Origin of the sequence: Vibrio sp. B1REV9, from assembly GCF_905175395.2 — a bacterium.
Classification (GTDB): domain Bacteria; phylum Pseudomonadota; class Gammaproteobacteria; order Enterobacterales; family Vibrionaceae; genus Vibrio; species Vibrio alfacsensis.
Genome location: NZ_HG992747.1, coordinates 139,618 through 155,995, shown reverse-complemented (window position 1 = coordinate 155,995; position 16,378 = coordinate 139,618). Strand labels below are relative to the sequence as shown.

At 45.9% G+C, this 16,378-nt stretch carries 11 protein-coding genes; all 11 read right to left on the bottom strand.

Translation table 11 applies throughout. The annotated features are described in order from the left end of the window. Positions 1 to 11 precede the first annotated feature (11 nt). Positions 12 to 1,217 (bottom strand): thiolase family protein, encoded by a 1,206-nt coding sequence (locus KHN78_RS21420; RefSeq protein WP_210205313.1) that lies wholly within the window; start codon positions 1,215 to 1,217, stop codon positions 12 to 14. A 16-nt stretch (positions 1,218 to 1,233) separates the two neighbouring features. Next, a complete protein-coding gene (locus KHN78_RS21415; RefSeq protein ID WP_210205312.1) occupies positions 1,234 to 1,695 on the bottom strand; it encodes a MaoC family dehydratase in 462 nt (153 codons plus the stop codon). A 12-nt stretch (positions 1,696 to 1,707) separates the two neighbouring features. Next, positions 1,708 to 2,493: an SDR family oxidoreductase gene (locus tag KHN78_RS21410; RefSeq protein WP_210205404.1), complete on the bottom strand. Its 786-nt coding sequence runs from the start codon at positions 2,491 to 2,493 to the stop codon at positions 1,708 to 1,710. 281 nt (positions 2,494 to 2,774) lie between these two features. Then, entirely contained in the window at positions 2,775 to 6,851 is a 4,077-nt protein-coding gene (locus KHN78_RS21405; RefSeq protein ID WP_210205311.1) for an ImpA family metalloprotease, read from the bottom strand. An 884-nt stretch (positions 6,852 to 7,735) separates the two neighbouring features. After that, positions 7,736 to 8,371, bottom strand: coding sequence for a nuclear transport factor 2 family protein (locus tag KHN78_RS21400; protein ID WP_128813661.1), 636 nt, complete (start codon positions 8,369 to 8,371; stop codon positions 7,736 to 7,738). Between the two features lie 10 nt (positions 8,372 to 8,381). Continuing rightward, complete coding sequence (locus tag KHN78_RS21395; RefSeq protein WP_210205310.1) at positions 8,382 to 9,113, bottom strand: SDR family NAD(P)-dependent oxidoreductase; 732 nt, start codon at positions 9,111 to 9,113, stop codon at positions 8,382 to 8,384. A 15-nt stretch (positions 9,114 to 9,128) separates the two neighbouring features. Next, a complete protein-coding gene (locus tag KHN78_RS21390; RefSeq protein ID WP_211919996.1) occupies positions 9,129 to 10,262 on the bottom strand; it encodes an alkene reductase in 1,134 nt (377 codons plus the stop codon). Between the two features lie 10 nt (positions 10,263 to 10,272). Beyond that, positions 10,273 to 11,088: an SDR family NAD(P)-dependent oxidoreductase gene (locus KHN78_RS21385; RefSeq protein WP_210205309.1), complete on the bottom strand. Its 816-nt coding sequence runs from the start codon at positions 11,086 to 11,088 to the stop codon at positions 10,273 to 10,275. Between the two features lie 144 nt (positions 11,089 to 11,232). Further along, on the bottom strand, positions 11,233 to 12,831 hold the full coding sequence (locus KHN78_RS21380) for a FadD3 family acyl-CoA ligase (RefSeq protein ID WP_210205402.1): 1,599 nt from the start codon (positions 12,829 to 12,831) through the stop codon (positions 11,233 to 11,235). A 29-nt stretch (positions 12,832 to 12,860) separates the two neighbouring features. Then, complete coding sequence (locus KHN78_RS21375; protein ID WP_210205308.1) at positions 12,861 to 14,618, bottom strand: FAD-dependent oxidoreductase; 1,758 nt, start codon at positions 14,616 to 14,618, stop codon at positions 12,861 to 12,863. A 43-nt stretch (positions 14,619 to 14,661) separates the two neighbouring features. Then, positions 14,662 to 16,377 (bottom strand): class I adenylate-forming enzyme family protein, encoded by a 1,716-nt coding sequence (locus KHN78_RS21370; protein ID WP_210205307.1) that lies wholly within the window; start codon positions 16,375 to 16,377, stop codon positions 14,662 to 14,664. Position 16,378: the final 1 nt, after the last annotated feature.

Below are 16,378 nucleotides of genomic sequence, written 5' to 3'. Positions count from 1 at the left end.
CGTAGACTCTCCTAATCGTTCACTTCAAACAATGCTGCGGCACCCATTCCGCCGCCAATACACATGGCAACAACAAGGTAACGAACACCTCGGCGTTTCGCTTCACGGAGGCCATGACCAACCATTCGTGCGCCAGACATACCAAACGGGTGACCAATAGAAATGGCGCCGCCATTGACATTCAAGCGATCATTTGGAATCTCAAGCTTGTCACGACAGTAAATCACTTGGCTGGCGAACGCTTCGTTGATTTCCCACAAGCCGATATCATCCACTTTTAAATCAAATCGGTTAAGCAGCTTTGGAATTGCATATATAGGACCAATACCCATCTCTTCTGGTTTACAGCCAGCAACCGCCATTCCTTTAAACTCACCCATGATATTGAGACCATGCTGCTTGGCTTTCTCTTCGCTCATCAGCAGTGTGGCTGCCGCACCATCAGCAAACTGAGAGGCATTTCCCGCGGTAATATGCTGGCCCTCTTTAACATAATCACCGTCACGCCAAACAGGGTTTAGCTTCGCTAAGCTTTCGTAGTTAGTTGACGGACGATTACACTCATCTTTGTCGGCACGAACTTCCACGTGACCCGCTGGCTGACGATTTTCATCAAATGTGAGTTTATTAACTGTAAGCGGGACAATTTCATCATCAAACAAGCCGGCTTCTTGTGCGGCAGCCGTGCGTTGTTGACTTTGCAGAGCATACTCATCTTGCTGCTGGCGAGAGATGTCATAGCGTTCGGCAACAATTTCTGCGGTCTCTATCATCGGAATGTAAGCTGATGGCACTTGTTCAATAACAGCTTCTGAGCGTGCTCGGTAGCTGTTTTTATGCTTGGTTTGAGTGAGTGATAATGACTCGACACCACCGGCTACGACCACTTCCATGTCACCCGTCATGATGTTGTTCGCCGCTACGCTGATGGTCATCAGGCCAGATGCGCACATCCTGTCGATTGCCATGCCAGGCACCGATTGAGGCAGACCAGCGGTGTACGCGCAAAGACGACCTATGTTATAGCCCTGCGTTCCTTGTTGAACCGCAGCGCCCATAATAACGTCCTCCACCAAACTTGGATCAATCTGAGCGCGCTCAACCACTTCCTTCACCACAGCACCACCAAGAACTGGGGCTTCGGTGTCATTAAAACTGCCTCGGAATGATTTCGCCAATGCGGTACGAGCCGCCGAAACAATAACCGCTTTTTTCATTGTCTACTCCTTGACCTTATTTGAATGAATAACGACTGATGGTATCCACTACACAACCTGGACGCTCTGAACCTTCAATTTCGATCGTGATTCGAATGACGGCTTGATATGCTTCACCGATCTGCTCTACGCTGATCACATCACCGCGTCCACGAATTTGGCTACCTACAGGAACGGGCGCAGGGAAGCGGATCTTGTTACAACCATAATTCACGCCCATCGCTAAATTTTGAATATCGATGAGTTGAAACAGAAAATCGCTCGCCAGCGACAGCGTCAGGTAACCATGTGCAATGCAGGCACCAAAAGGCCCTTGGGCTGCTTTTTCTTCATCAACATGAATCCACTGATGGTCATTTGTTGCCTCAGCGAACAAATTAATGCGCTGCTGAGAGACGGTCAGCCAAGCCGTCGTGCCCAACGTTTTTCCCTCTAGATCCAGTAATTGCTCTGGGTTAGTGATAGTTACATTAGCCATTGTGATTCTCCATTAAGCGCGTTGTGAACTGACAGGCACCACTTCACCTGTCATGTATGAGGCATAGTCGCTCGCTAAAAACATCATGACATTAGCCACTTCCCAAACCTCCGCTGCACGTCCAAAAGCTTCACGACTTGCAAGTTGATCAAGAAGCTCTTTAGAGGAGGCTTTTTTAAGAAATTCATGTAAAGCAATCGAAGGGGATACGGCATTAATGCGAATGCCATGTTCAGCAGCTTCTAATGCGCTACAGCGAGTCAAAGCCATCACGCCTGCTTTTGCTGCCGCATAATGCGCCTGCTCTTTTTGCGCTCGCCAACCAAGAACCGACGCATTATTAACAATCACGCCTTTTTTACGTTGTTGCATGTAAGGCAATACCGCTCTCGTCATGCGGAAAGTACCAGTAAGGGTGACATCAAGTACGAGAGTCCATTCTTCGTCACTCATTTCCACCACGGACTTTTGACCACCTAGCCCAGCATTATTAATGAGGACATCAATACCACTTAGTTTGCTGTCTGCTTGTTCGATTAGCACATCCACTTCTGCCTGGTTTGTAACGTTGCACATCTGGCCATAGACAGGTGTATTAGGATGTTGGTCTTGCAGTGTTGTAATAGCTTGATCGAGTCGACCTGGATGGATGTCTGAAATCATCAGTGCACGACATCCTTCTTCTAATGCACGCTGCGCAGCAGAAAATCCGATCCCTGCGCCTGCTGCCGCTGTGATCAACACGGATTTATTTTTCAATAACCCGTGACCTTTGACGTATTCTGGGATCTGACTCATCACCCAATCTCCTATATTCATAAAGCAATCCATTCCTATTGGATTCATTCGAACACAGGTTTAAAGGCCGTCCATCGTCAAACCGGACTAAATCACAAAACACAAGGCTTTTTTATAGTGTTAGAAACACTGTGGTTCATCGGCGTAAGTAAGAGGGAAAATGGTTGTTGGCGCAATCCCGATAGGCCTAAACAACTACAAAAGAGAGGGGAGATGAAGAATTGTCTTTGAGCAAAAAGCGGCTTTAGCAAGAAAGCCGCTATTAATTCATAATCAGTTAATTATGGGCACGTCGCTGGAGTGCTGTTATCACGCGTCCAAACTGTGTCAGCTTCACCAAGTGGCAACCAGGTCATACCTGCTGACATATTCACAGGCGGTAAATCTTGTTCGTGAACATACATGCCTACCGGAACCAAGCCTTTTACACCATGAGCGCGCGCTTGTGCTTTGGCGGTATCAGAGTTGCGTAGACCATACATTTCAAAGTAGGAATTCCAGTCCATGCCCGTCAAATACGACAGCGACACCAACATAAAATCGTTACCTTGAATACCATTCATGGTTCCGTGTGAATTACTCCAATCAAACATAGCAAAGCCTAAACGTTCGCGGTTTGCGTTCCACGTTGCTTCATCTTTTGCATATTTGCCGTAAATACGCTCGTGCAAGTAAAGCATTGGGTAAATACCCCATCCGCTTTCTAACACTGAATCGTCAGCAAGTGATTTCCCATGCATTTGCAGTGCCATCTGAGTATAGAAAGACATGCGAATGCCATTGATGGCCGCATAGCCACCATTAGACCAAATTGCTTCATGGCGTGACGTTTTCCCCGCATCTAAAATGCCGCAAGTAGGGGTATAAACCACACGGTTGCCATCAGCGTCCGTCACGTTTGAATAATCAGATTGAAGGGCAAAGAACGTTTCTTTTCCGTTCATGTGGCCATCATTTAATGGCGTTGTTTCGCCATCAACAACCGCGTGGCCATTCCACATCACATAATAAGGGAAAATATTGTTTGAGTTCTCACCAGCACGATCACTGTATTGGTTCCACAGATTTCGATTTTCTTCTGTTGCATAACCTACACGCAAACGACCAGTTTGCAGGTTATGACCAAGTTCGTGCCCATCTAACCAACCTCTAGGGCTAATATTGTAAGCAGAATCCCATGGGTTTCCTGAGCAACCTACACCACATTGCGCGTGGCGGTCATAGTTCGCGTGTTGGATAATCTTACGAACATGCAGCGTTTCGTCGGTACAATCCTCTACCCCCATTTTCGTTTTACAAATTGCCATCGCATCTTGGTCGGTGGACTGATCTAAACTTTGGCCTTGTACTTTAAAACCTGCCAATGAGTAGATTCCATTAATGTGCTCATCACGCAGCATCGTTAGTAACTGACGCACATCGCCTTCACCTAACTTATCTTTTCGTGCATGTTGCTCATACGATGGAGATTTCAAATCGACATGAGGAAGATCGGTCGTGTTGACTAACTGTTCGAATTGAGCAATCTGCTCTTCGCTTGTGAAGTCATCAATAAATGGATGCTCAGTGATCCCGCTCGCCGTGATGTTGGTTGTGAGTTCACTTTCACCTTCACCATTAATGTGCAAGTAAATAGGCGCACCATAAGGCGTCGAGAATGTCACAGAACCTTGTGGTGGAATCGTTAAACGCTGAGTGGTTAATTCCAATGGACGATTATATGAATTCGTTTCAAATGCTCGATTGGTATTAGGACGAGCGTAGTACAACTTAACAAAGACATCATGAGTATCCGCTCCCGTACGCGTCAACGTTACAGGTTGAGATGGTAATGCATACCAACCTGTTCCGGTCCATTGGTTTGCATAAGGCACACTGATGTTTTTGGTTTTCGTGGTGGTTTCTGGGTATGCGTAATGCGCAAGATCGCCTTTCACAGGATCGCCCTTGTGAATGTATTCACCTAGGTCTGACTGTGCGAGGTTATTCGGTCGTGAGTAAGATACCATCCAATCTGCGAACATCGCGTGGTACCACTCTTCCGGCTCACTAAATGAAATCGGATAATCAATCTCGGAGCGATATTTATCAGCAAGTAGCAATATTGTTTTCGCGAGTTCTGAGCCGTCAACACTGAATGGATCAATGTTGAACTTATCGAAAAATAAAATATCGTTACGTAGCGCATCAGCGCTGGTTCTAAATGCTGACCAGAACGGTGCAGTGTCACAAACAATATAGTTAGAGCCACAAGCATCAACTGCGCTCATGTCATACTCATCGTTAATGAAGTCTTGGACAACATCAAGGCGCTGATCAGTGAGTGCGGAGATATTATCTTTATTTGCTCCAGCCAAGGTGACTTTAGACCAATAGTTAGTATCTGTTGTGACACCAGATTCAATCAGAATAGGGTTAATTAAAGCGGACGCATGGCGCAAATGGGAGACCAAAATAAATGGAATTTTTTGCTGTTCTAGGTACTCCATTGACGCTTTGATGCCTTCGTATCCACGGCCAGCACTATCATCAGAGCCAAGGATCACGAAATCAGGACGACTTTCCATCGCGCACGCTTTGATATTTTCATACTCACAAGCACGGTAATCGTTGAGTGTGTGATTTTCAGGGTAATTATTTTCTAGCCACGTTTTCGTATTGTTATGGTGATAAAAATAACCGCTGTTTGGTTGGTTTACCGCCATGACATTCAGAGTGCTTTTGCTTTCACCTATTAGCCAATTAATCACATTCTTAAGGTAAATATCAATATCACCAGAACCATGAACGCCGAACGGATTGCCGCCGAAAATTACATAGTTTTGACCGTTTGGTTTGGTGCCTGCCACAGCAAGGGTCGCATTTGATTCTCCACCACTTTGATTTGAGTTCGATTGCAAGATTACCGTTGAGTCATTAATCGATGAGAAACCTGTGATAATTTGTGAATCGTGTGATGGGATCCAATCGATACTATCAACACCTGTGAACAGTCGAGTTAATAAAGCTTCTTTCTCCACCGTTTTTTCAAGAATGATCTCTTTTGCACGCTCAAGCAGTTGCGCTTCTGTTGCTAGAGTATGATCCTCAGAAACAACCGCTTGATCGACATGGTTGGCAGAATCGAAAACACGTACTGCAATTTCACGGTCTACGTTATAAGTACCATCAGAAACGGTCACGTTAAATGAGTGCTTACCCTGATCGCTTGTGGTCGGTTTTACAGAGATGACACCTGAGTTATTGATCGTCACCCAATCCGGATTCTCGGATAAAGAAAATGTTAGACTATCCCCGTCTGGATCAGCCGCGTTCACGCGTATGATCGTCTTTTTATTTGGTTTGGCGTGAACATCATCAAAGTAAGAGACACTTGGCGGTGTATTTGTTACTGGCGGTGTCGAACTTGTAACCGACACAGAAACTGAGCGATTCACATCAACAAAGCCATCACTAATGATCGCGTTAAAGCTGTAATTGCCCACATGTTCATCACTCGGTTTAGCAATGATGACACCATCTTGATCCAGTGAAACCCATTCCGGAGCATCCGACGCTAAAACGTAAGATAAGAAATGACCATCTGCGTCATTGGCATAAATTTGAGATGATGCGGTTTTACCCGTTTTCACAATAATAGGATCAATGGCTTTCACTGAAGGCACGGTGTTTTGGAAGTCAGGGCTTTCTGGATCCGCGTAAAATGTAACCACTAAAGTCACTGGTTTTTCTACGGCTCGATTACCATCAGACACTTTAGCCATAAACTCATAAGTGTCTTGCGAACCACTGTGTGCATCAACCGTGATTAAACCCGTTTTATGATCAATAGAAACAAACTCAGGTAGCGGATTTGATTCCGTGCCATGAAGAGAGAATGACATTGGTTCTGTATCAATCGCTTCAATTGAGAATGTAGATAGGACATTCGTGCGAGCATTGATGGTGGGAATATCAGCAACAACAGGGGCAGGATTACTTGGGTCAACCTCGAACGTTGCAATTTCTAGCGTCACACTCTGCTTTTGTGTACCGTTGCTATCACTGGCAGTTACAACAAACGTGTAGCTACCCGCAACCGCGTGATTGAGGTCCACAGAGATCACGCCCGTTCTTGGGTTTATGCTGATCCATGAGTGTTCGATTTCTTCCAAACCAAACACCAAATCTTCACCATTTGCGGAAAACGCATCAATGGAATACGTAAATACATCACTATCTGGATTTTGAACTTGAGCTTCCAGCTTAGGAATGTCATTAATCACTGGTTTATCAGCGGAAGCAGACTGGTCATCAGAACCACCGCCACAACCCGTTAGAGCTGTTGCGATCATAGATGCAAGTATGAGTTTTTTCATTTTTTATTACTGAGAATTGGGGGATTAAGAGACTATCCAAACAGAATGTCCATTAAATTATGATTTAAAATTCAATAACTTAAAAACGGATTAAAAAAGATAAGACAACGATTATTTCCTAGACGTATTAATCTGAAGCCTTTACGAACACTCTTCTTTAGATAGAGCCTACTCGAACGGGAGCTCAGCGATAATATAACCACACTTACAACACGCAATACCTAATAATTCAACATTGAGATATTGATTCAAGAAATAATTAGAAAGCAATCATGACATCAGCAACTGAATCTTATAGGTAATAATGCTCGCACCTTGATTTCCTTTGACATCATTAATATATATGAAAAAGGCCTAGTGCTTGCTAGACCTTTGAATTCAATACCATAATAACCCTAATGTATAAGGCTATTCTTAATTATTATGCTTTGGACTCTGCCTACGACGAAGCACGCCCGCACCACGAAATCCTAGGCAAAGTAGCTAATGATAATGGATCAGGGACGACGCTAGTAGGAGTAACACAGAATCGTGCTTTGTTTGTCCATTACCATTCGCTTACCTGTTACATTGTTAAAAACCTGAGGGGATTTACTTCGACATGCTAAGTTTTACTCAATATCACAAACGTCTTGTCGCAAAAATCTGTTTGTTTTCAGCTGCGGTCTGTCTTCAATTTAGCTCATTCTTTACCACCGAAAGAATCATTGGTTACCCGTTTAATTTCCTCTCTTACAGTGGTAAAGCTGAAACGTACTTTTTCTCCCTTTCTAGACTCTTTTACTCGTCTGTTTTTTGGGCTTTTACGACTTTGATCTTTCTAATCTTTATTAGACGATGTTTTCCAGACAGATCGAGAACAAATAGGTCAAATAAAAGTTAGACTAGCGCACGCGAATCTTAGGCGCAGGTGTATCGCGACGCATCGTTAAAAGAAACTGATCCACTGGCGCGGGAGTTGCAACCTGAGGCAATTCGCCATCTTGAGGTCTAGTACGCCAAAATGACTCCCAGGTGGGAAACAGATCATGAAACGTACCATTGTAAGGTTCGCGGCCAGGCCAACGCATTTTCATATTTCCAATTGGTGGCCGATTAAGATCGCTTGCGTACCAATAACAAGGCAAACGACGACGGAAGAACCACTCTCCATTAACACGCTCATAGTCATCCCAATAGAGCATTTGCATTGTGACCCATTCAGGACCGGTCTCGTGTTCATTTTTAGAGTAGACCACACCAATGGCGTGGTCTTCATCGATAAACTCAATTATGTGTTGACCAATATGATGCGAAGTGCCGGTAAACTGGTCGCGTAACGTTTGATCAACCCAAGCTTTTAAATGTGCTCTTCCAACCTTATTTCTGCCAACTCGAATATCTTCAGCAAACAATCCAACATGGGCATCGAGATCGCGCATATCTAGTGAGAGTGCGTATTTCCCTGCTAACTGGCGAATGGCTTCAGTGGACTCGAGTCGGTCCAGTCGTTGCTCGAGCGTGATGTTTAATTGCGTCATGACCAACCCTCTATATAAACGCCATTCCACCATTCACAGCGATGTTCTGTCCGGTAACAAATGCAGCATCATCACTGGCCAAGAAGCTGGCAACTTTTGCAATGTCTTCACTCTCACCCATTCGACCGAGAGGGATCGCATCAACCATTGCCTTAGTCCATTCATCAGGAATATCAGCCATCATTGGTGTATTCGTCGGCCCAGGTACGATGGTATTGACTCGAATACCGTTTGGAGCAAGCTCTCGTGCGATACTGCGAGTTAACCCCATCACGCCAGCTTTAGATGCACAATAATGGCTTGGTCCCTCGCCAGTCATCGCCGCCGTACTTGCCACGTTGATGATGCTACCTTTCCCTTGCTCAAGCATCACTTTGGCACCCTCACGACAGCAAACAAACGTCCCCGTTAAGTTCACACCAATTACTTTTTGCCAATTCTCATCAGGAGTATCGATAAAGGCATCAACAGAACCTACTCCTGCGCAGTTGACCATAATATCAACCTTTCCGAATGTTCGAGCAACGGTTACCATTGCATCTCGAACGGAACTGCTATCAGAAACGTCACAACCAATACCAATCACGTTACCACCCCAAACCTCAGCAGTAGCACACGCGGCAGACTCGTTAATATCAATCGCGGCTACTTTTGCCCCTTGCTGTGCAAACTGCTTTACTACTGCCTGTCCAATCCCTTGACCAGCGCCAGTAACCCATACCACTTTTCCTTGATGTTTCATATTGATACTCCCTTTCTATTTGATAACTGATGATTTGCGATGGTCTGCCCGCGGATAGTCGATATAGCCTTTTTCACCCGCGGTATATAAAGTTCCACGATCAAACTTCGCCAACTCATGATTATTCTGGGTGCGCGTAACAAAATCAGGATTGGCAATAAAGTGACGGGCAAACGAGACAGCGTCTCCCACACGGTTTTGAATAGCGCTCTTTGCTGATGCAGCATCAAATCCATCATTAAGGATAATCGCGCCAGAAAAATGCTCTTTTACTAACGCAAATGCGTCAATTTCTGCTGTTGGTGCCCGCATAACATGAACATACGCTAGGGCCAAATGACGACTTGCTTGCAATAACTTGATATGACTTTCTACTGGGTTGCTATCCTGCGTATCGTTATATTGATTGCCCGGATTGATCCTCAAACCCACTCGATTGGGAAACACCTCCGTCATGGCCTGCATGCACTCAACAGCAAAACGAATCCGGTTGTCAGCCGCACCCCCATATTCATCAGTGCGCGTGTTGGTACTGCTGCACAAAAACTGCATTGGGAGATAACCACTGGTGCAATGCAGCTCAACGCCGTCAAATCCAGCCAATTTGGCATTTTCCGCCGCTTGACGGTGTTCTTCAATGACCACTTTGACCTCTTGTGTCGACAGTGCTCTAGGTACATCAAAGGCCTGCATACCAGCAGAGTCAGTATAGACAGAGCCATCCGCTTGAATCGCAGATGGGGCTACCGTTTCCGTCCCTTTTGGTTTGATGTAACGGCTTCCAATCCGGCCAGAGTGCATGATTTGCAGAACGATCTTTCCACCTTGTTGATGTACCGCATCGGTCACCTTTTGCCAAGCTTCAATATGCTCTGACGTTTCAATACCCGGTTGGCGACAATAGGCTTGCCCTGTAACGGTGGGCCAGGTCCCTTCTGCCACGATCAAACCTGCACTTGCACGTTCCGCATAATACTTAACCATCATCGAAGTTGGCGTGCCATTTGAGCTCGCTCTATTGCGTGTCATTGGTGCCATGACTATTCGGTTTTTGATTGGAATATCACCAAGTGATATCGGATTGAATAAACTTACTGTGTGATCAGATGGAGCATTCATCAACGTATCTTCACTAAATTGCGTTGTCATTGAGCACCTCCTAATCGAGTGCTGTAATCAACGCAGCCGCTCGGCCGCCATCGACGGGTAAGTTAACCCCTGTGATATAGCTTGACTCGTCACTGGCCAAAAAGCCGATCGCAGCCGCCAGTTCATGAGGTTGTCCAACTCGGCCCATTGGGATAAGTCGCTCCGTTTTACGTTTCGCCTCGTCATCAGACAGCATTCCTTGTGTAGCAGGAGTTTCAACCACTGACGGCATCACACAATTCACACGAATACCAAAAGGCGCGCCCTCTACAGCAGCGGCTCGGGAGAAATTAATCACCGCGGCTTTCGATGCGCTATAACCCGACATATAGGCAGTCCCTAGCTCGCCGCAAATAGAGGATAGGTTTATGATCGAACCTCCGCGCTCTTTCATGAGTTTCATCGCGCTGCGGGTCGCCCAAAATGTACCATCAACCGATGTAGTGAAGTTCGCATGCCAGTCTTCAGTAGTCATCTCCTCAATCGCTCCCCAAGTGAAAGCCATTGCATTGTTTACCAAGATATCCAGCCGGCCATATTCACTTGCCACACCCTCTAGCGCTTCCACGATGGCTTGCTCAGAGCTGACATCGCAAACCTTGGCTTGTGCTTGTCCACCGTTATTTTGAATACGATTGACTACTTGATTCAATGGCTCCGCTGATCGACCACAAATAATGACTTTTGCTCCTTGTGTTGCTAGGTATTCGGCCGTCGCTGCACCAATACCACTACCTCCACCGGTAACAAACGCGACTTTATTACCAAGTGGTAGATCGCGCTTAGGTTGAGTATCGCCTTGTGCTGGCTGATGTGAATACGTCATAAGTCCTCCTCACCAGTTCGGTGATCAGTTAGATAATTAAAAGAGGAGAAACCCAGATATCGCGTTAAATTATGCAGGGCCTATCCTGTAGGAAAGCACCAAATGCGTTACAGTCTGCATGGTATGAATGTTTTTAATGCCTAGCTAAGCATTAGGATTAAACTGTTGAACCAACTCATTTTTGAGTACTTTGTTCGAAGCGTTAACCGGCAAGCTGTCAACAAATCGGACGTAACGAGGGACTTTATAATTCGACATCCTCTCTCTCGACCAACGGATCACTTCAGCCTCGTCTAACGTGCAGCCATTTTTCACCACGATGTAAGCACAACCAACCTCACCCATTCGTTCATCCGGAACGCCTATCACGGCAGATTGCTCAATTTGCTGATTCTCAGCCAGTGCCGCTTCAATTTCAGCTGGATAGCAGTTAAATCCGCCAACTATGAACATGTCTTTTATGCGTCCTGTAATCTTAAGGTTGCCATCGGCATCAAGTTCCCCGATATCACCGGTATGCAGCCAATGGTTATCGTCTATCGTATCAGCGGTTGCCTTAGGGTCTTCAAAATACGCTTTCATCACATGAAACCCGCGAATACAGACTTCCCCTGATTGGCCTTTAGGTAATGCATTTCCATCTTGATCAAAAATCGCTACCTCTGTGCCATCAATGGCAGATCCACTCGTCTGAGCAATCACATCCGCTGATGATGTCGGGTCGCACATTGTCGCTAGACCACCGCATTCTGTCAGCCCATAGGCAGTGGTGACCGTTTCTATGCCTAATGTATTTCTCATGGATTCAATCAGAACCGGAGGTATGGTTGATGCCCCAGTAACAGCAACGCGCAAACTTGATAAGTCTCTATGCTCTAACGTTGGATGCGCCAACAGCGACAAATACAGCGTTGGCGGGCCCGGAAGAATATTGATACGCTCGGATTCAATTCGGTGTAATACGGTATCGGCATCAAAGACTTGCTCAGGCAAAATCGTCGTTCCGGCCAGTAATCCAGCAACCCACCCCGCCTTATAGCCAAATGTATGAAAAAATGGGTTGATTACTAGGTAACGCTCGCCTGGTTTAAGTTTCAACACGCGAACGTACTCTCGAAAAGCTTGAATACAAGCACGGTGAACGCTGACCACTCCTTTTGGTTTACCCGTTGTACCAGAAGTAAACATCAAGTCTGATGCGTCACTCGGTTTAAGATCAGCCAAGCGTTCGAGTAATTGTGATTCTGATGTAGCACCACCTCGAAATATCATGTCCCCCCAATCAAGCATTTGGGGCTTGAGCGGCGCTACCCTTGAACTCATGACAACGATTTTTTCAAGGCACGTAGGTGCAGATTGTTGTATTTCGTACGCATAATCTTTTGAAAGAAAGTCACCGACACACAATAATACCCTTGCGCCACTTCTCTCGATGATCGCTTTGGCTTCTAATGCTTTCATTCGTGTATTGAGGGGGACTAAAACTGCCCCCGCCATTTGCAATCCAATGGCGGCTAAAATCCAACGCAGTGAGTTGGGAGCCCAAATCGCAACGCGATCACCTTTTTCGACCCCCAAACTCATCAATCCTTTTGCGACTTCAAACGTTTTGCTAGGTAACTCTGCATAGGAGAGGCTTTCTTTACCATCACGAATTGCGGTTATTTCCGCATATTTAGATGCAGCTTCAACCACGATACTTGGGATCGTATCGGCCTGAAGCTCAATGGCTAACTTATCCATGTTATTTCTCTTTTTCTCACTCACATGCGTTATGCAACCGTACGTTGATGCTCAGACAGTTCCGATTTCGTTTTCATTTCTGCAATATAACGAGCAGCGATATACCCGAACGTCATCGCCGGGCCTAATGTCGATCCCGCCCCCGGGTAACTTTTACCCATAACTGAGGCAGAGCAGTTCCCAATCGCGAATAGTCCCTCAATCCGTGTCTTGTCATCACGTAACACACAAGCATTTTCATCGGTAACTAAACCACCTTTTGTTCCAATATCGCCGGCTTGAAGTTTCATTGCGTAATACGGACCTTTATCGATAGGGGCAAGGCATGGATTGGGCTTAATATTCATATCACCGTAGTAGCGATCGAATACGTTTCCACCTCGTCCAAAATCACTATCCACTCCAGTCTGAGAGAATTTATTTACTCTTTGAACCGTCTGTTTTAACCCAACAGCATCGATATCAATCTGTTGCGCTAACTCCTCTAATGAGTCCGCTTTCCAATACAAGTTTTCATGCCAATCTTTCGGCAATCGGCTATCAGGCATAATTTGTGCGGGCATCAAAGGGCCCATCGCATAGTTGAATCGGAACTTCGCATCAAAAATGACCCAAGCAGGAATGTTCTTTCCACCGGTTTGCTGATGGTCTTGATACATCGCTTTGCCAAATTCCAAATACGGGGCCGCTTCGTTATAAAAGCGCTTACCTAAGCCATTTACCACTATCGCACCAGGGAATGCTCGCTCAGCAAATACCCCTCGAGATTCATTTTCACGAGGAACTGAAAACGTAGGCGACCACCAACACCAATCTAGCAAGTCTGTTGCAGCACCTTGTCGCATGCCGGCTTCAAGCGCTGCGCCAGAATTCGCATCTTTCGGAGTGGCACTCCATGATTTTTGAGTGGGCTGGGCAAGGTATTTTTCACGTAACGCTTGGTTTTGCTCAAAACCACCGCTTGCCAGTATCACCGCCTTATTCGAACGAATAACAATGGGCTGTCCATTCTGATTCGCTTCTATACCAATAACCCGACCGTGAGCAACCATTAAATCGGTTAACGCGGTATTAAGCAGCAAAGGAATTTCGCGATCTTGCATACCTTTTCGTAATGATGCTACCAAGGAGCTACCAAGACCAGCGAAGCGATCTCGTTTACCTTTTTTACGTTGGCGAAAATCAAATTGATAACGCAACATTCGACGTAAGAGTAACCAACGCCAACCTCGCTCTCGCGCCATGGCTTTGTGCGCGTCTCTTGCGGTCCAAGCAATTTTTCCCATCAGTAACGTGGAACGAGAAGCTTGACGCAAATGGTCAATTTCGTCTCCCAAACATGAAGTATCAAACAGCTCTGGATCTAGGGTTCGGCCACCTGGCAATGCCCCATCTAAATGTGGGTAGTAATCCGGATATTTTTCAGCAACAGCATAAGAAACCGGAGTATGGGTTTCTAAGTAGCGGATCATTTTCGGCGCATTATCTAAGTAGGCATCGAGCTTTTTCTTATCGACATCACCTTGAGTAGACGCTTGCAAATACGTCATCGCGAGTTGATAACTATCTTGACCACCTTTGGCTTTAAAATGGTCGTTATTTGGGATCCAAATACCACCGCCAGAAAGCGCCGATGTCCCCCCAAACTTGTCTGTTTTTTCGATAACTACCACCGATAAACCTTGGTCAGCAGCAACAATAGCCGATGACATGGCTCCAGCACCCGAGCCAACCACCACGACATCGTAACTTTGCAACGAAGATACTGAGCGTTCTGTCTGTTTCATCCCTTATCCTTTTGATCCGCTAAATTCCGAAATTGCCATCGCATTAACTTGCCGCAAGAATCGCGTCAGTCTTTACCGAGAATTCACGCTTGATTTCTTTTCTGAGCAATTTGCCCGCAGGACTTCGCGGCAATTCACGTTCAAGGACATGGATTTGAGACGGAACTTTGTAACTCGCTAAGTGCTCGGAAACAAAATGCTTGAGCTGCGCTTCAGTGATATGCTCATGTTGAGCAAGAGACACCACTGCAATCACCGCTTCTCCTGTCATTTCATCTTCAATACCAAACACGGCGGCTTCTTTCACTGCGCTATTTCGCTGGAGACAAGATTCAACTTCTTGGGGCGATACTTTCTCTCCATTACGATTAATTAGCTCTTTCAAACGACCAACAATAAATAGGAAGTTATCCTCGTTGCGATAGCCTAGATCCCCAGAGGCTAACCAACCATCGCGTAACACTTCGGCGGTTCCTTGAGGATTACCTAGATACTCTTTCATGACAGAAACCCCTTTAAGCCAGATCTCGCCAACTTCGTTTGGCGGTAATTCCTGCCCAATCGGGTCCACGATTTTGACTTGCATAATAGGAGAGATCACTCCTGAGCTGTCTCGATGCTGGCGAAATAAATCACCGGAAACTGCGGATGCGACGCCATTACTTTCCGTCATGCCAAAGCCAATTCCAATCATCTGATCCGGCATGACCTTAAATACATGTTCCATTAACGATTCAGGCACACCTGCGCCACCGAAACCAAGTCCAATCAATTGCTGTATCATGGCTTGTTTATCTGGGTGCGGTTCTCTAAAGAGCTGAAGTAGCATTGATGGAGCACAATTAAACTGGGTCACTTGCTCGGTTTTCATCAATTCGTAGGCGGCATTTGTATCCCACTTGTGCATAAACACCAAGCGCGTGCCATTACGTAACGCCGTCAAAAACTGAGCATGCAATCCGCTAACATGAAAGAGAGGCACTGCTGACAAAATGACTGGAGACATGCCTTTCTCCATGATTTTTTTTACTTTTTCTGGAGAACTCATTCCCGACAGAGCAGAAATAAAGTCAATATTGAACAAAGATTGGCACACCGCTTTTTGACTTGATACCACCGCTTTAGCACGGCTTGTTGTACCTGAGGTAAACAAAATCAGCGCAGAGTCCTCACTACTCACGTCCGGCATTGGTAAAGATTCGACGGTTGTGTCCACTTGCTCAATGATCGTTTGATAAGCCATCGCTAAATCATCGTTATTGTTCTTGTCGTCCACGACGATGATGCGACATCCCTCAACACTCGTGTCACCCTCTATTCTAACAAAACGGTCTTTATCACAGACTAGCAATGCAGGTTGTATATCTTCTAACGCAGCTTGGAGCTCTTCTTTACGTCCAAAACTATTCAAAGGGGCTGGAATAGCGCCAATACGAGCTGCGGCACAAAATGCGATTGCCCACTCAGGGCGATTTCGACACGCGATGGCAACAACGCTACCCTGCTTAATACCTTGTGCAACCATCCAATGAGACAGGGTATCTAACTCTCGGTAAAAGCGTTGAAAGCTCCAACGATCTTGTTGGTAAACCATAAAGCAGGCGTCATCGTCACGTCTTGCCGTCTCTATTACCTGTGGCAAACTAATCGGGGCGTTACGGTATGCGAACACACCATCACTGTCTTGCTGTAACGCAAATGGGCTCTCATCTGAGGTAAGTTGCGCCACTAACTGGCTGAGTGGGACATCCCGTTCCATA